Annotated in this window: 14 protein-coding genes and 3 pseudogenes; 7 read left to right on the forward strand and 10 right to left on the reverse strand. The window is 38.2% G+C overall.

Annotated features, from left to right (window positions below):
* Nucleotides 1-151 precede the first annotated feature (151 nt).
* Together I6E70_RS11430 and I6E70_RS11435 are read right to left on the reverse strand one after the other, a co-directional pair.
* Nucleotides 152-2,539: a tetratricopeptide repeat-containing diguanylate cyclase gene (locus tag I6E70_RS11430; protein ID WP_197188739.1), complete on the reverse strand. Its 2,388-nt coding sequence runs from the start codon at nucleotides 2,537-2,539 to the stop codon at nucleotides 152-154.
* 229 nt (nucleotides 2,540-2,768) lie between these two features.
* Nucleotides 2,769-3,878 carry an endonuclease/exonuclease/phosphatase family protein gene (locus tag I6E70_RS11435; protein WP_197188751.1) on the reverse strand — a complete coding sequence of 370 codons (1,110 nt, stop codon included), beginning with the start codon at nucleotides 3,876-3,878 and terminating at the stop codon, nucleotides 2,769-2,771.
* Nucleotides 3,879-4,174: 296 nt separating this feature from the next.
* Between I6E70_RS11435 and I6E70_RS11440 the strand changes: the two genes are divergently transcribed.
* The 4 genes from I6E70_RS11440 to I6E70_RS11455 all read left to right on the forward strand — a co-directional run bounded on the left by I6E70_RS11440 (nucleotide 4,175) and on the right by I6E70_RS11455 (nucleotide 10,206).
* Complete coding sequence (locus I6E70_RS11440) at nucleotides 4,175-6,478, forward strand: peptidase U32 family protein (RefSeq protein ID WP_197188740.1); 2,304 nt, start codon at nucleotides 4,175-4,177, stop codon at nucleotides 6,476-6,478.
* Between the two features lie 13 nt (nucleotides 6,479-6,491).
* Complete coding sequence (locus I6E70_RS11445; protein ID WP_197188741.1) at nucleotides 6,492-7,151, forward strand: glutathione S-transferase; 660 nt, start codon at nucleotides 6,492-6,494, stop codon at nucleotides 7,149-7,151.
* Nucleotides 7,152-7,286: 135 nt separating this feature from the next.
* Nucleotides 7,287-8,549: a valine--pyruvate transaminase gene (locus I6E70_RS11450; RefSeq protein WP_197188742.1), complete on the forward strand. Its 1,263-nt coding sequence runs from the start codon at nucleotides 7,287-7,289 to the stop codon at nucleotides 8,547-8,549.
* 457 nt (nucleotides 8,550-9,006) lie between these two features.
* Nucleotides 9,007-10,206: an Nramp family divalent metal transporter gene (locus tag I6E70_RS11455; RefSeq protein WP_197188743.1), complete on the forward strand. Its 1,200-nt coding sequence runs from the start codon at nucleotides 9,007-9,009 to the stop codon at nucleotides 10,204-10,206.
* 99 nt (nucleotides 10,207-10,305) lie between these two features.
* On the opposite strand, the gene I6E70_RS11460 is transcribed toward I6E70_RS11455, so the two are convergent.
* Nucleotides 10,306-10,758, reverse strand: a complete 453-nt coding sequence (locus tag I6E70_RS11460; RefSeq protein WP_197188744.1) for a hypothetical protein — start codon at nucleotides 10,756-10,758, stop codon at nucleotides 10,306-10,308.
* On the opposite strand from I6E70_RS11460, the gene I6E70_RS11465 reads away from it, so the two are divergent.
* A complete protein-coding gene (locus I6E70_RS11465) occupies nucleotides 10,743-11,933 on the forward strand; it encodes a PQQ-dependent sugar dehydrogenase (protein ID WP_197188745.1) in 1,191 nt (396 codons plus the stop codon). The genes I6E70_RS11460 and I6E70_RS11465 overlap by 16 nt on opposite strands.
* 196 nt (nucleotides 11,934-12,129) lie before the next feature.
* Here the strand turns inward: I6E70_RS11465 and I6E70_RS11470 are convergent, their stop codons facing one another.
* Together I6E70_RS11470 and I6E70_RS11475 are read right to left on the reverse strand one after the other, a co-directional pair.
* Complete coding sequence (locus tag I6E70_RS11470) at nucleotides 12,130-12,552, reverse strand: hypothetical protein (protein ID WP_231620101.1); 423 nt, start codon at nucleotides 12,550-12,552, stop codon at nucleotides 12,130-12,132.
* A 126-nt stretch (nucleotides 12,553-12,678) separates the two neighbouring features.
* Nucleotides 12,679-13,098, reverse strand: a complete 420-nt coding sequence (locus I6E70_RS11475; RefSeq protein WP_182681223.1) for a hypothetical protein — start codon at nucleotides 13,096-13,098, stop codon at nucleotides 12,679-12,681.
* 165 nt (nucleotides 13,099-13,263) lie between these two features.
* Here I6E70_RS11475 and I6E70_RS20910 point away from each other — a divergent pair.
* Nucleotides 13,264-13,413 (forward strand): annotated as a pseudogene (locus I6E70_RS20910) (PQQ-dependent sugar dehydrogenase); the annotation flags it as partial.
* Between the two features lie 61 nt (nucleotides 13,414-13,474).
* Here the strand turns inward: I6E70_RS20910 and I6E70_RS11480 are convergent.
* The 4 genes and pseudogenes from I6E70_RS11480 to I6E70_RS20915 all read right to left on the reverse strand — a co-directional run.
* Nucleotides 13,475-14,005 (reverse strand): hypothetical protein, encoded by a 531-nt coding sequence (locus I6E70_RS11480; protein WP_197188747.1) that lies wholly within the window; start codon nucleotides 14,003-14,005, stop codon nucleotides 13,475-13,477.
* A 73-nt stretch (nucleotides 14,006-14,078) separates the two neighbouring features.
* Nucleotides 14,079-14,534 (reverse strand): hypothetical protein, encoded by a 456-nt coding sequence (locus I6E70_RS11485; protein WP_197188748.1) that lies wholly within the window; start codon nucleotides 14,532-14,534, stop codon nucleotides 14,079-14,081.
* Nucleotides 14,535-14,957: 423 nt separating this feature from the next.
* Nucleotides 14,958-15,932 (reverse strand): transposase, encoded by a 975-nt coding sequence (locus tag I6E70_RS11490; protein WP_197188749.1) that lies wholly within the window; start codon nucleotides 15,930-15,932, stop codon nucleotides 14,958-14,960.
* Nucleotides 15,933-16,126: 194 nt separating this feature from the next.
* Nucleotides 16,127-16,257, reverse strand: a pseudogene (locus I6E70_RS20915) (transposase); the annotation flags it as partial.
* A gap of 31 nt (nucleotides 16,258-16,288) precedes the next feature.
* Between I6E70_RS20915 and I6E70_RS20920 the strand changes: the two are divergent.
* A pseudogene (locus I6E70_RS20920) lies at nucleotides 16,289-16,635 on the forward strand (transposase); the annotation flags it as partial.
* A 39-nt stretch (nucleotides 16,636-16,674) separates the two neighbouring features.
* Here I6E70_RS20920 and I6E70_RS11495 read toward each other — a convergent pair.
* The gene (locus I6E70_RS11495; RefSeq protein ID WP_010552629.1) at nucleotides 16,675-16,857 is read right to left on the reverse strand and encodes a hypothetical protein; all 183 of its coding nucleotides are present in this window, start codon (nucleotides 16,855-16,857) and stop codon (nucleotides 16,675-16,677) included.
* Nucleotides 16,858-17,175: the final 318 nt, after the last annotated feature.

Genomic DNA, 17,175 nt, shown 5'->3' on the forward strand with positions numbered 1-17,175 from the left:
ATGCAATTTTAAAGCCTAAATTAATACACTGATATTTAAAGGGTTAATTTAATAAACCTAATTACATATGTAAGTAACTCACGGCGTTGTATAAAATTTACTTGTTATGATTTTAAAAATAACATCAAAACTGAGCTGTATACTGTTGGATTTACTCCGATCTAAAAAGCTTAAACTCTTCAAACGCACAATCCCACAACACAACTTGATTACGACCCAAAGACTTAGCCTCATAAAGTGCTAAATCGGCCTGTTCAATTAACTCAGAAGGTGTTCTGGCTTTAAATTTAATAGACGTAACCCCAAAACTACACGTAACAGGAATATCATCAAATATCGCTTTTTCTACTTTAATACGAATAGCTTCAGCAATACGTATTGCTTGCTCTTGAGTCGTGTTGGGTAAAATAATACAAAATTCCTCGCCACCAAAACGGGCAACGCTATCGCTCGTACGTATATTGGTTTGTAAAAGACTGGCAACGCCACAAAGTACGGTGTCGCCAATGCTATGCCCATAAGTATCGTTAACGCTTTTAAAATGGTCAATATCGACCATTAAAATACAATATTCTTCAATCTGAGGTAAATCCAAAAAGTTGCGATTCATAATCTCAAATAAAATACGGCGGTTATAACAATTGGTTAAAGGGTCTCTCGCGGCCAAATAGTCTAACTCTTCATTACGTTTTTTAGAGGCAATAAAGCTTCGATAAACCAATAAAACAATAGCTAAACAAGCGGCTAATAAAAATGCGAGCGCAATACTCGCGTATTTGTTTTTTGCAAGCTCTAGCTCTGATATAACCCTAGCTTGGCCAGATATTTCAATTTCATTGTTTTTCTTTTCAAGCTCAAGTTGATGGAGTTTTTCTTTTTCTCTTAACGTCTCCAGCTCTATTTCCATTTTGTGAGAATGCAAATGTGCTTTTTCAAGAGCAAGCTTACTTTCGTCTCTTTCGTATTGAATGATTCCGGTCAGGGCTATTTCTTCTTCCGCGTAACGTAGTGATTCATTTATTCGTCCACGCTGTTTTTCTGCTATTCGAATTTCACGATAAGCGTATAGCATATGTAACTTATCATCTATTTCGGTTGATAAAGCGAGTGACCTTTTTAGTAAAGAAATCGCCTCATTTGTATCAATACCAATTAAAATCGCCGCAAGCGCTGTTAGCGACTTTATCTCATAAAGCTTACTGCCCGTTTTTCTGGCGAACGACAACGACTCTTTGTAATACTCTATAGCCTTGTTTTTATTCCCTTGGGCACGATAAATATTAGCAATAATACGCGCCGTTATAGAAATGTAGGATGTAAGATTTTTGGTTTTATAAGTTACGTAAGCTTTCTGAGCAAATTTCATCGCTGATTCTAAGTCGCCAGACTCATAGTTAATAACAGCCATTTCTCTTAAGGCCGACGCGAGCGTTTTTTCCTCGACCACACCTTTTGGTAAATCAATGGTTATTTGATAAAAAATCTCGGCCTGATCAAACTGCTTTAATCGTGTGTACAGCAGCCCCATTTGATTGGATGTTTTAGCAATCCCAAGCACGTTATTTACTTTTTTATAATATAAATATGCCTCATTTATATGCTTAAGTGATTTTTCATAAAGGTTGATATGGCGATAAATAATACCAGCACCTAATAATGCTTTAGCTAAGCCAACAGGATCGTCAATTTCTTTATGTATTTCTAATGCACGAGTGGAGTAATCAAGGGCTAAAACTAAGTTGTCTAAATAGCGCTGCGCTTCTGCTAGTGTATTTAATGTACGCGCCATCAACTTCAAATCATCTAAATTAGTATATATCTCTAAAGCTTTGGTATAAAAATGAGCTGTTTGCTCTCTATTTTCAAGGCGCTTATACGACTGAGCTAATTTTTTATACGTTTCACCTAACTGTTTTTGTATTTGTTCGTCTTTATTTACAAGGTATTTTAAAGCAGATGAATATTGCGTGATCGCGTCATTGTATTTTTTTTGTTCATAAAACGAATCCCCTTTTGTTAGGAGTACTTGTGCTATAAAAAACTCATCGCCATACACAAGCGTTGTTGGTAATAAAGTTTCAATACGGTTAGCAAGTTCGTCATAACGTTTTTCATCTGATAATATTTTTATATAATTAATAGACGCCTTTATTTGGTTGCGTGGATCATTTAATTTACTGTAATAAGCCGAGGATTGTGAAAAGTGATGAAGCGATTCATTAATATTGTTATTTTTTTTATTCGCTTTACCTAATAAGTTATGTAATTTTGCGCTGAGTAACGTGTCATCAGCACTTTGCGCTTGTAACAACAACGCCTTACTTAGTTCGATACTTGTTATAACGTCAGTATCCATAAGTAATTCGGCTCTTTTTAGCAGCCCTGCATTAGATTCATTGATTAAACTGTATGAGGTGGTTTCTTGCGCGTAAGCGCTACTTAAACTAATAAACAAAGCAAAAAGCAAAGCTTTCACTAACAATTTAGAATTATAAATTCGATTTACGAAGAAAGTGTGTACTTGCGAAGTTAAGTCCATCTTTCGCGTGTGATACGAGTAAGTGTAAAATTCCATATTTACCATTTTAGTGATTTGTTATTAATTTAATGCAAAAATTCTGGCGATAAAATATACACATAAAGACTGCAGGTCAAGTTTCGCTGCAATATGGGTAATTGTTAATTTATGATTTTAGCATAATTATGCATATTGCAGCTTAATTCTTTTTTAGCTTAATCGTACGCTGTAAGTTATTAAATGAGAAAACCTAGCTTCTTAGTTTAAGGGTAACCAATACAACACCGTGGTCGGTAGTTAAATCATCACGCTCATACTCGGGGTTTATTAAGTGCCTGTCGTAAGTGTTATAAGCGCTTACTTCAAAAAAGCTGTCATCGTAACTAGCGTCAAACTCACACGATAATAAAATGTAATCAAGCACAGAGCTGCTCGCGCCATAATAATGTGTTGGCGGCCTTAACGGTGCTGGCTTTGTTATATTTATATTTTTTACTTGGCTTTTATCCGCTGAATCAACAATCTCGCTGTTATTGCTATCACAATCACTTTGTTCATCGTTTGTTATTGCTTCATCGCTAAAAACCTCATCATTACTTAGCTGCGACTTAACAAACAAATCCCATGAATCATTTAAACAATATTTTGCTAAGTAGGTTTTAGCGTCAAACGCAGGTGCAAAGCGCAGCGTACTCGTCAGTAAATGGCTCAATACGCCATCCGCTAGTTCATTATTAAAGTCCCCCATTAATAGCATGGGTTGTTGCGTAGCTTCGCGGCGAGTAATCATTTGTATCATTAGCAATGTAGCTTCACTGCCACGCTGAATAGTTGAGCCCCAACCACCCGCTACATTCGCTTTTAAAATCTCAATTATGTTTTGCTCGGGCGTAAGCTCTTTATTATGCTCATCAACATTAATCATCGGGCGCTTAGATTTAAAATGCACCACATAACAATCAGTATTGCCTATGTGCGGTAAAGTAACGGTCGCTCTCAATACCTTACGACTAAAAGTAAACTCACTATTAAGGCCAAGCGTACTTGCAAGCTCACTATCGTGTTCAACCGCTGCTACCTCAACTATGGGATATTTAGAGGCAATTGCTACCACGGGACGTTTATAAATAAAATCATCAATCACCTCTGGTGTATCTACCACCGCAAAGTAATTATAGCCTTGCTCAGCAACTAGCTCTTTTAACGAATCAATACTAAACACTTCCTGAAAACCAATCACATCAGGGGCATGATCTGTTAAGTAATCAACAATCCAACGCTGCTTTTTAGCCCACTGCTGCGCGGTATAAATTTTCTCAAACTCATAGTATGCATTGGGTGGCTCAAGATAGTTAAACAGGTTAAATGTAGCTATTTTTAGTTGGGTGTTAATAATTACAGATTCTTCACGGTTTAAATCTGTATCTAACTGTTTAAGATCTTGATTGCTGATGGGTATCGCCTAAGTAAAGTTGAAAGTGTTGCTTGCTTATAAACTATCATTTTATTACATGTTTACGTAATAAATCAGCCTGCTTAATTGTAATTTTATACACTCTTTTATTTTAGTCTTTATTATATCCCTCAATAAATAGCATTAACGTGCTTAACCAGATAAAATTCGCGGCAATTAAATATGAGCGAAGCGACATTGTAATGAGTAGAAAGATTGAACTATTAGCCCCAGGCGGTGATGTAAACGCGGTAAAAGCCGCCATTGTAGCCGGTGCTAATGCGGTTTATTGTGGGTTAGATACCTTTAATGCACGTAACCGAGCGTCTAATCTTTCGTTTGATGAGCTTAACGGCGCACTTCGCCTAGCCCATGAATACGGCTGTGAGATTTTTTTAACGCTAAATGTAGTTATATTAGAGCACGAAATGGGTGCGCTATTTAAGCTATTAAACCAGCTAGTAAATACCACGCTCGACGGCATTATTGTGCAAGATTTAGGGTTGTTCAATATTGTTAAAAAACACTTTCCTACTTTACATATTCACGCATCAACTCAGTTAACTACACATAACGAATCACAAGTTGAGTTTTTAGCGCGCATTGGCGCTACACGTGTAAATTTATCGCGCGAGCTTAACTTAACTGAAATTAAAATACTGACCGACGTAGCGCATAAATGCGACGTATTAACCGAAGTATTTGTGCACGGCGCATTATGTATTGCGTTTTCAGGGCAATGTTACTCAAGCTCGGTAAGTGTGGGTAACTCGGGTAACCGTGGTCGCTGCTCGCAAGCATGTCGTGACGAATACGAGCCAACGGCGATGGGTAACAAACATCCGTTAAACTTAAAAGACAATTCAGCTTATTTTGACCTACCAGAGCTGGTAGCCGCAGGTGTTGATTCGTTAAAGGTAGAAGGCCGTATTAAAGGCGCTAACTACGTACATACGGTTATTGATAGCTGGCGCAAACAAATAGACACGTTTGTGCAAACCGGTAACCTAATTGAAGACGACTCAAGCTTGTATAAAGTATTTAACCGTAACTTTACTAATAAGTTTTTAACCGGTGACATGACCAGAAACATGTTTACCGATAACCCGCGCGACCATAGTTTTGATCACGCTAACGAAAAAAACAACGCAATTTCAGTGGTGCAAATTTACGATGCACAGCAAGAGCTTTCTACTCAAAAAAGTGAAATTGATTCGTTAGTTAAAAAGAAAATTGAATTTTTAGATATTTCAAAGCGCGAGCTTCGTTTTGAATTTTCAGGACAGTTAAACCAGCCATTTACTGTAACGCTGGTTATTAATGATAAAAACGATAGTTCGTTAATAAATGAAAGCGCAAATTTAAACACTGAGCAACCTCAGCGCTTTGAAGTGCAATCGCAAATGGTTATGCATACCGCTGATAAATCAGTTGTTGATATTGCTGCCATTGATAAGCGCTTTAAAACGTTTAGTAATGCCAATTTTGAAATTAAAAATATGGATTACTCAAACTTAGGCAACAACTTAAGCATTCCGTTTAAAGAGCTAGCGCGCATTAAAAAGCAGGTAGCATTTTTATTAAACGAAGGCAAAGACGTGATAGCCCCTGTTGAATTACCTAAATTGGTGAATCACGAAAAAGCCGAAAATAAAACGACGCTCTCTGTTTTAATATCGGACATAAAAGACGCTCACTTATGTGATTTAACCGACGGCGATGTTTACTTTAAATTACCTGAGAGCTTTAGAACCGATAACGATAAATACATCAACGTATTTTTAGAGCACCCGCAGTTAATTCCGTGGTTTCCGGCGGTGTTAATTGGTAAAGATTTTGAAGAAGCAGTGCGTTTGCTCGAGGTTGTAAAACCCAAGCTTATTATTAGTAACAACACAGGCGTAGCATTTAAAGCGGTGCAAATGGGCATTGACTGGATTGCAGGCCCGTTGTTAAACACTACAAACTCTTATGCGTTACTAACACTACAAGAAGATTTAAACGCAAAAGGCGCGTTTATTTCAAACGAAATAAACAAACCACAAATGCGTAGTATTAAACGCCCTAACAACTTTAAAATGATGTACAGCATTTATCATCCAATACTAATGATGACTAGCCGACAATGTTTTTTCCAGCAAACCGTTGGCTGTAAAAAACCACGTATTGACGCAAGCTGTATGTTGAGCTGTAAAAAAGAAACAACCGTTACCAATGTTAAAGGCATTAGCTTTGCAATTGATAAACAAAAAGGCGGCTACCCGAGCATTTATAACCATGAACAATTTTTAAATATGGATATTGTGACCGATTACGCCGACAAGTTTGACGAGTTTATGGTTGATTTAACCGACATTGGCTCAGGCGATAAAGAAAAACTCGATAAAGCCGTGTTACTTGCGCATTTTCAGGATTTAATTAGCGGGCAAACACACGCTGCTGATCAGTTAAATCACATGGTAAAAGTAAAAACACGTCAGCAATATGTTGAAGGCTTAAATAGCTAAGGTAAGTATTAAAATGACATTGCCATTATTATATTCATTACAACACTGCCCATATGCAATGCGCGCACGAATGGGTATTTTAATGGCAGAGCAACACGTGCTTCTACGCGCTATAAAAACTAAAAATAAGCCACCGCATCTTTTGCAAATATCGCCAAAAGGCACGGTGCCTGTTTTATTACTGCCGAATAATCAAGTTATAGATGAAAGCCTAGATATTATGCTGTGGGCCTTAAAGCAAAACGATCCGCATAATTTACTGCATACTCAAGACCCATTAGCACTTGAGCGCATGCTTGAGTTAATTAAGCTAAACGACACACAATTTAAGCCAGTGCTCGAAAAGTACAAATTTTATGCGCGTACAAAAGACATGGCACAAATTTATTACCAAAAAGCCTGCGAAGAGTTTATTAAGCAATTTGAAGTAAAGCTAACTACCCATAAATACCTAATAGGCAATGAAAAAAGCCTAGCCGATTATGCTCTGCTGCCATTTATTAGACAGTTTGCCCGCGTAGATAAACACTGGTACTTACAAAGTGAATACACGCATGTACGCGCATGGTTAAACGAGTTTTTGCACGCCCCCATGTTTACCAAAGTTATGACCAAATTTGATTTGTATATGGACTGCGGCGAAGAGTTTTTATACGGCGTTAAAAAACCTTAACTTAGCCTTTTTTTATAAGAAATTACATTACTATAGCTACCTGTAAATCTCAGCATTGAATTATTCTCATCATCGAATTTAAGCCTTTTATTTACGCTATACTGCCCTCCCCATTACTAACAAACGCTATGCATTATGAACTACTCAAACTTTGGCACTAAATTCACACAACCCAACGGCATTACTCAGTTAATGGAAGATTTAGGTGGTGCTAAAAACAGCAACAATCCTAATATTGTTATGCTCGGTGGCGGTAACCCCGCACTAGTACCACAAGTAAATGAGGTTTTTTTAAGTGAATTACAAAAACTCGTTGCCAGTAACAAGGTATCGAAAGTATTTGGGCTTTACGATGGCCCAACCGGTAACGACGAGTTTAGAGCAGCATTAGCTGGCCAGCTAAGTAAAGAGTTCGCATGGGATATTAGCGCCGATAACGTAGCACTTGGAAATGGCAGCCAAGCTAACTTTTTTGTGTTGTTTAATATGTTGGCAGGCGAAATGCCTGATGGCAGCCACAAAAAGATTTTATTTCCCCTTGCGCCAGAGTATATAGGTTATGCCGATCAAGGTTTATCGGCTGATATGTTTGTTGCCATAAAGCCTGATATCGAAATTTTAAATACAGGTAGTGCATCAAAACAGTTTAAATACGTCATTGATTTTAAAGCAGTTGAAAAAGTACTAGAAAACGACAGCAGCATAAGCGCGCTGTGCGTATCACGACCTACCAATCCAACAGGTAATGTAATTACTGACGATGAAGTAAAACACCTTGATTTGCTCGCTAAGCAATATGGTATTCCACTCATTATTGATAACGCGTACGGCGATCCATTCCCAGGTTGTATTTACACCGACGCAAATCTAACGTGGAACTCAAACATTATTTTATGTATGTCACTTTCAAAACTTGGCCTACCGGGTTTACGCAGCGGTATTGTGGTTGCAAACAATGAGATTATTAAAGCAATTGGTCGCGTAAATGGCAGCATGGTTTTATCGCCAAATAGTATTGGCCCAAGCTTAGTGACACGCTTAATTAACGACAACGAACTACTCCCACTGTGCCGCAACGTTGTACTGCCTTTTTATCGTAATAAAGCACACATAGCGATTGAGTTGTTTGACGAAGTATTTGCCGAACTGCCTGTTTATTTGCACAAAGTTGAAGGCGCATTTTTTATGTGGCTGTGGTTTAAAGATGCAAAAATGACAAGCGAGGTGTTGTATCAACAACTCAAAGAGCAAGACGTGTATGTGATCCCAGGTCACAACTTTTTTATCGGCATTGACGACAGCTGGGCGCACAAGCACGAGTGTATTCGTATTAACTATGCTACCGATGCAGATATCCTAAAAAAAGGCTTAGAAGCGATTAAAAACCTAATAAAGTAAATATACTGATGCCGATATTAATATCGGCATCAGTCATTTAACTCGCTTATATATTCGTTTAAAATTCATGCAAACGCACTGTATCCCCTTTAAATTTATATACAAGTTGGTATCCTACTCGACCTTTTTTAATAGCAATTCACTTAATTAAGTGATCTATTCTGAGGTGAGAAAATCGTGTCGATAACCAGGCAAAAATTTCGTTATTTAGTTGTCCTATATCAGAAATTTTTAACGCAGTTAGCGTCAGATTTAATCCCTCAAATTGATTAAGTATTATTGCGGATTGGTATAACATATGCTTATTAAAAAAGAACCAGTCAAGGGGCGACTATCGCTGCAGGGCACTTAGTTTAAGTGGCAGCAATAACACAATCGGCATCGCGTATAAATATTGGTTTTAAACGTTAGATGTAACTTTAAATAGCAACATGCAATAGCACTATTAAGGTCAATTATGCGATTAGGACCAGGACTACTTGTCACCGCTGCCTTCATTGGACCAGGTACCATTACTACCGCCAGCGTGGCAGGTGCAAACTTTGGTTTTGCACTTATATGGACATTACTGTTTTCAGTAGTTGCCACTATATTATTACAATCTATGGCGGCGCGCCTTGGCGTTGCTACCGGGCAAGATTTAGCTCAAGCGCTCAGAGCACATATTCAAACGCCTTTATTTAAATCTTTAGCTATATTTTTAGTTATTAGCGCCATTGGCGTGGGCAGTGCAGCTTATGAAGCGGGTAACTTAAGTGGCGCTAGCATGGGATTAATTGAAATATTCCCTCAAGTTAGCTCCCAACTATGGACACCACTTATTGCTTTTTTTAGTGCTGCTTTACTTTATAGCGGCAAACATAAAGTGGTGGAAAACGCGCTAATTTTACTCGTTATTTTAATGAGCTTAGTGTTTATCTCAACACTTGTAATGGCAGCCCCTTCACTGGGTGATGTATTTGCTGGTTTTATTCCTAGTATGCCTGAGGGCTCTATTACGACAATATTGGCATTAGTTGGCACTACCATTGTGCCGTATAACTTATTTTTACACTCCGGCGTGCTCGCTGCTAGACACGACAGTAACAGCGATATGCAAAAAGTGATTAAACAAACAAATGTTGATACAGGCCTATCAATCACTTTAGGCGGTGTGATCACTTTAGCTATTTTATCTACAGCTTCAGTCGCATTTTATGGCACCGATGCGGGGCAAATTAGTGCAGCTAACATGGCCGTGCAGCTAGAGCCATTGCTTGGCGATGCCGCTCATTACTTTTTTGCTATTGGCTTATTTGCTGCAGGTTTAACAAGTGCGATTACAGCGCCACTTGCGGGTGCTTACGCCGTGTGTGGCATGTTAGGTTGGTCAAACGATATGGGTAACTCACGTTTTAAAGGCGTTGCTATAGTTATTTTATTGTTTGGTGCTGCGGTGGCGTCACTCGGTTTAGACCCTGTCGCGGTAATTATATTCGCGCAAGCGGCTAACGGGTTATTACTCCCTATTGTTAGCACCTACCTTGTATGGCTGGTTAATCAAAAAGGGGTTATGGGAAACTACACTAACTCTTTGGTGTTAAACCTGGTAACCCTACCCGTTTTAATCCTAATTTTTGGGCTAAGTAGCTACAAACTAATTAGTTTAATTTTTTAATTTAACTCTAAAAACCATATTTAAAGGCCGCTGTTTACAATAAACAGCGGCCTTTATTAATCACCAAATAACGTATAGGCCGTACTTATATTCACACAGCTAACACGCTTTTTGGGTTTTAGTTGCCTTAACTAATTGCGAAAACGCCAAACCACCTAACGCGCCTGCAAGCAGTTGAGCATAAAAACCCCAGCCTCTTGCGCCCGCTATAATATGAATATTCATAATTGATTCAATGGCAATTAACACAATAGCAAATGCCACAATGCCAGCAATAACAAATAGCTGAGTACTGTATTTTTTAACCTTTTTATTAAGCTTTGCGGTAACAAAAAAAGCGATGGCAAGTGCTACGGCAATAATAGCGCCGTAGGTAGGTAATAGGCCTAACCAATCATCAAGCGTTAAACTAGCACGATCACTAAAGCCCACCACTACACCTACATTAACTAATTGATTGACAACGTATTGGCTATGAAACAAGCTAGCAAGTGTGAATGTAAGTAACCAAGAAACTAAAAATGAAGGCAATATACGTGTTAAAAACGACATGGTTATCTCAACTTAAAATAAAGCTTTTCTCTTATACTAGTCATGCTAGCAAAGGCTTGCCCCGTAAACAATGTATCTCTTTTTTTACTTTGCTTTCGCTTCTTTCGTTTTCTGTTAATGCAGATGCTACGTTACCAAAGGAGCAATACAGTACAAAAACACTGGCTACGCAATTACAGTCTCCGTGGAGCATGGTTGAACTACCAAACGGCACATGGTTAATTACAGAGCGTGATGGTCACGTAGTTATAGTTAAAAATAATGCGCAATCAAGAGTAAAATTAAACCTAGCAGGTTTATACGTTGCAGGCCAAGGTGGTTTACTCGATATTGTATTATCACCAGATTATAACGACTCCAAAGAAGTTATTTTTACTTATGCCCAAGGTGATGCAAGCGCAAACAGGCTTGTTGTTGCCAAAGCCACGTTTAATGGCACTGACTTTTCAAAGCCTAACGTTATTTATAAAGTAGCGACTGATAAAAACACACCGCAACATTACGCAGGACGTGCCCTTGTCCTACCCGACAATACGTTATTAGTTTCAACGGGCGATGGGTTTGACTTTAGAGAGCAAGCACAAGTTATCACCAGCCAACTTGGTAAAATATTACGTGTAAACCTAGATGGCACCATTCCAACAGATAACCCATTTATTAATCACAAAAACCTAAATGCACATGCTGTTTACTCACTTGGTCATCGTAACCCTCAAGGCTTAGTTTATGATTACGATACGCAGCAAATTGTTAGCCACGAGCACGGCCCCGCAGGCGGTGACGAGTTAAACTACTTAACCGCTAGCACTAATTACGGCTGGCCGGTAATCACCTATGGCAAAGATTACTCGCAAGCGCGTATTTCACCCTTTACCGAATATAAAGGCATGCAAAAACCAAGTGTTAATTGGACGCCATCAATAGCGCCATCAGGCATGGCGTATTACGGCTCTAAACATGCAGCTTTTCCTTCATTACAACAACATGTGCTCATTACCACGCTCGTTGATAAAAAGCTCTACAGCGTTAATCTGGCCAATGGTGAATTTACGCAGTCTCACGTATTTCCCAAGGCCGCAGGCAGGTTAAGAGATGTGTTTATAACTGATAAAGGTAACGTCGCAGTATTAACAGACGGTAAAGAGGCAAAGCTAATGTTGATGACAGCAAACTAATTAACAAAGGGGATAAGAGCCGCTGCGCTTTTAAAGTAAGTAGCGGCTTTAAATAAGCCACTTTGGTTAATTAAGTAATTTGATCAGTAAGATCAGGGGTTAACCCCTTTAGTTTTAAGATTAAGGTGAGCGTCTTTATTATGTTATTAATAACGTTCTTGTCTCCAATTACCTTTGCATATACTTACTGTGCTTGTTATTTACCCGATTCTAATTGCTGTCTCAATAATTCAATAAGTTGAGTGTTAAGCCCGGTAATTTCTGCTTCTAGTACCTTCACTTTAGCCTGCGACTCTTCATCATCTTTACTGCGTAATAATGCAGTTTCCTGTAGTAGTTTTTCTATCTTTTCTTGTATTTCAGCAATCTGTTCATCAATAGAGTCACCTTCAGATTGTGATGCCTGACTTGCATCTTCATTGCCTGATAATTTACGTAACGCTTCACGATTTTGATCTTCCAGGCTTTTTTCTTTTCCTTCTTCGGATATATCCACTTGGTCACTTTGAACCGCTGCTTTGTGCACAGTCGCTTTTTCGGTTACTTCATCAGCTACCACCTTTAAAATTTTTTTTTGCGGGTAAGTTTCTAAAGGTTTAGAGGTTATGTGAACTGACATTTTATCCATTTTAATATTCCTTGTTCCGTCAATTATTGGCGTTCAGTAGTTAACTATAAATATAATGCTTTACCAAAAGCCAATTGTAATGGCCCTTGTTTGATTCTTTATTAGATTACACTTTACTCACAAGCTTGCCCATTGTTGTTTTAAACCAACAAGGTGAACAATACCAAAAGATAAACAAATAATAGAACTCCAAACCCAAAATTCAGGCGAACGCCCCATAGGGTTATTTATTAGAAAGAATCCAGTAATCCCACGAGCTAAATAAATAAAAGTTATTAATACAAGAGCTAGGCGGATGAATGGAAGTTTAAAAATAACACCTGCGGCTGAAAATGCATACAATGACCAAGTTGATAGAATCAGAACAATTACACTAGTAATAAGAGTTGGTTTAATACTTCCTTGCTCAGAAAGTAATGCCATTTGCTCTCCTGCACCGAAGAACCGATACCAAGAACCTCCAAAATAAATACAACCCAAATGCAAAGTTGCTACAACAGCACTTAATGTACCTGCAATTATTAGAAAAACATTCATAGAGCGATAAAACCTCAGTGAGACATAACGAACCTGTAAATTAACTGGTTTATTTATCTTGATAAACAAACCATAGCCGGGTTTCTACCTGGGTACAATCGATTGTTGAATGTTTACGCGTGATATCAAAGCTCGCATTAAACTAGACAGCCACTCCAATTGTAAATTAATCTGGCTAATGGTTAATTTACGCAGTCTCACATATTCCCAGAGACCGCAGGACGATTAAGAGATGTGTGTGTTACAACTGAGGAAAATATAGCGATATTAATCGGTGAGGAAGATGCAAAGCTTATGTTGCTGATACTGAATTAATTTGCATGAAATAATCAATAATAAAACTAATTGCAAAAAAACTGACCCCATTCTTTTGTTGTTATGTTGCATTTACCACAGGTTGGTAATTAAAAAAAAGAACTAAATTACGAACCGTAGTTACTTTGCCATAAAATGGATTTTCTTCATATCCGTCTAAACTGCGACCAGTTCGCTGAGCTATAATTTCTATTAGATCCAAATCTAAATCATCTTCATCGAACTTGAGCGTATCGAATAAATGATCTGTCGCTTTTAGCGGTACTAATTGATCAGAACATATAGCTCGTTGAACTTCCTCATATGTAGCGCGAATTATCCAAGTATCTACTTCGCGAGCATCGAACTCTCTTGCGAAGTTGCAAATAGTAATACCGTTTCGGTCTGTGCACAGTTTTCCAAAGTAAGCATCAATCTTTGATTGTTCGAAGTAACTCCAGACAAACGCTAAAATCGCGATACCTGCAAAAACTGCCAAAACAATTGGCGAATAATAAAATGTAGCAAGAAATAAACAAGCCGTTAGAAAGAGAGCTATTTTCCCTCCCTTTTGCGGTTTGTATTCAGGCATAAATCTAGATGCTAGCTTCATACTTATCCTTGCAATATAAACGCCCACTTAAGCGGACAAAAATAGTTGGTTAAAATGTGAAGCGAAGCGGAACCTAACCAACTGTATTTGTTCCGTTTGAAGTGCTTATTAACTCTGCCCATTTGTTGTTTAAAATGCCAGTCTCTTGCCCAACTGACATTATTACTGGACTGATATTATTAGTTTTAGGCAACTCGAAAACTACGTCATAGACGGTTATATCTTTAGCACTTGTACTATTAGATTTAGCCCATTCTCGAATAACAGGATCTTTAGTATCAACGATACTCGCTTTGTCGAGCGCCTTAAAAAATACATAGTGCTCTAATTCAGATTCAATTTTCGTTTGGTTGCGTTTAATAGAAAATTCAATAACAAGAAGTTCAGGCTTGTTACTGTACAGCTGAGAAATATAACTTTCAGCTTTGTTTTTATATGCAGCTTCTGTATTCCAGAATTCATCAATTTCATTCGAATACGCGAATGTTGAAATAAATACGAGGAAAATAAAAAGTAGTTTAAATTTCATCCGTGACTCCAGAAAACCCTAACAAGCCTGTAGATTAACTCGTTTTAAATTTATTTTTATTGATGCATTAACCATAGCTGAGTTCCTATTTTGGTTCAATTGATTACTGTATTTTTACGCAGAATATAAAGAAGTGTTTGGTGTTGTTTAAATTGGCGTTTTGGAAGTGATTACGAGTGGTTGAGTGGCTTTTATTTAGGTTAAAATAGCTATTAAATTAGACAGCCACTCCAATTGTAAACTAATCTAGCGCCACTAGATTTACTTTTTTGGGCTAAGAGTTCACCTCTTTTTATATCTTTACTCGCGCGTTACACATTAAATAAGCAATTATCACTGTTAAACCTAAATTACACGCATGAAAATGACTGCATAATGCAGTTGTGATTTATTACTGAATAGTTTTACTGAGTAGTTTAAGTTTTATGCCAGTAGCTTTTCGCAGTTACTGATATTCGCTCGCCGCTTTCGGTTTAAGTTTTCACAATAACCTTTTTGTGAGGCTGGCCTGCCGACTGCACCATGAAATACACGCGTAAATTGTGTGGTGAGCTTTAACCAGTTTTCTGGGGAGATGTTAACTCTTTCGAGTAAGGGTAAGTGTGTACTTTCAATATAACCACGTTTGTCTTCTCGTATACAGCGCCCTGTTAGCTCAACAAGTTCAAGGTACGATTTAAGCTCAAACGGCAGCCCTTTTGGCATAATTTGACGTGGCATGCCTGCAAAGCGCAGTAGTTGTTTTGGTTGCTTGCCATCCTTTGCATACGTTAAACGCTGTTTGATGCTGGTATGGTCTGACTCTTCTGGGGTGTTAGCCATTTTGGCTCTAATGGGGTTTAAATCGACATACGCCATGCAGGCCGCAAGGGCTGCTTCATCTAATAATGCTTGAGACGTAAATCGTCCCTCCCAAAAACGGCCAGTACAGTTATCTTCTTTATTTGCTCTGCGAGCAATGTTTTCATTTAACAACCGCATAAACCAGCTAATACTTGATAGGCGCTCGCGGTATTGTTTTACTGTTTGATTAAAAAAGATAAGTTCAGCTTTACTTAGCTTTTCACCCTGTATGTATTTTTGCGTAAGTACAGTGCCTTTACACAGCTTGTGCCAGCGAATAACAATCGCTTTATCATTTAGCCTATTCGCTTTTTTATCATCAACATACAGCACTAAATGGGTGTGATTACTCATAACAGCATAAGCACATACATCAATACAAAACACTTTGGCTAACTCAAGCAGTTTATCTTCAACCCAGCCTCTACGATGCTCGTAGGATTGACCTGTAAAGTGGTCTTCCCCACATAAAAATGCACGGCGTACGCAACGTGATATGCAATGGTAGTACTTTGTATCAACCAAACTTACTTGGCGCTTTCTTGCAATTGCCATAAGACACCCTGCTTATTTTTCACACTGATAAAAGCCTAGTACTTAGTTCACTAAACTGCAAAAAATAGGATGGGTGTCACTGTTATCGATTGCGCAGAATATAAAGAAGTGTTTGGTGTTGTTTAAATTGGCGTTTGGGAAGTGATTACGAGTGGTTGAGTGGCTTTTATTTAGGTTAAAAGGGCTTCCCCTTCTTAATGCATCGTGTTTTGCAGTTTTTCTATATTATGAACAAGACAATACAGTTGCCCCAGCGTAAACTAAAGGTATTTACTTTCGTTTGACCTCATAAGGTCAGTTTATTCATGTCTTTATTGACAGTAATTTTACGATGGGTGTCTAACTAATTTTCCGTCGCTGACATACAACAATACGCAGGCATTGCTCCAGTAAACGAACGCAGTGACAAAAAGGAATGGATACACTGGCGGTAATCATGCACTAAAAGTTGTTAAGGCAAAAGTTTGTGGAATGGGCAGGATTATCTGTGCGCTATTCATTTTGGGCAAAAGCATATTATCGGCAGCAAGAAGCCAAAGGAAAGCCCCATAATACCATCATCAAATCATTGACGTTTAAGTGGACACGAATACTATTTAGGTGCTGGAAAACACATACGCCCTACGATGAATCAACTTACTTAACTGCATTGAAAAGTAAAGGATCACCGCTGTTAAAATTTGCGGTGGAAAGTGAGCTTTAGCGCTTGATGCCCACCTCAGGGCGTGTTGTTAGCTGTAGATTAGTTGCGGGGGTGTTCGTTACATTGCTGCTTTTTACCAAAAACACCAAACCAAAATGTAAGCTCCAAAGCCACACCTAAAACAACAAAGATAACTATGCCTTGAGAAAATCCGTAGCCATACGAAATAAGAGCGGCTAATAATAAACCCGCCAAAATTATCCATTTGTGTAATATTTTCATAAATCCCTCTTATTAAAACAATTAAGTATTAATTAAATATATGTGAAGAACATTTTTTGAGCAACGGCAAATCTGTAACATTATATAATCACAACAGTACGACAATACAGCTAACGCTCCCATAAGCCGTGAGCTGTGCTGGCACAATTTGTTGCGCCTTTGTTCTTTGCAACAGCGTTGCGAATCAGCTTGATGAGCTTGTATGGATAATAAACCCATAAATTAATTAATACTTTAACCAAGTTCGGGTAATGTGAGGCCCAAGCTTTGGCTGCAACCAAAGCCTTTTATACAGTAGTTCGATTGATTGAAGGCTCC

This window comes from Pseudoalteromonas sp. NGC95, from assembly GCF_015864705.1.
Taxonomy (GTDB): Bacteria; Pseudomonadota; Gammaproteobacteria; order Enterobacterales; family Alteromonadaceae; genus Pseudoalteromonas; species Pseudoalteromonas arctica.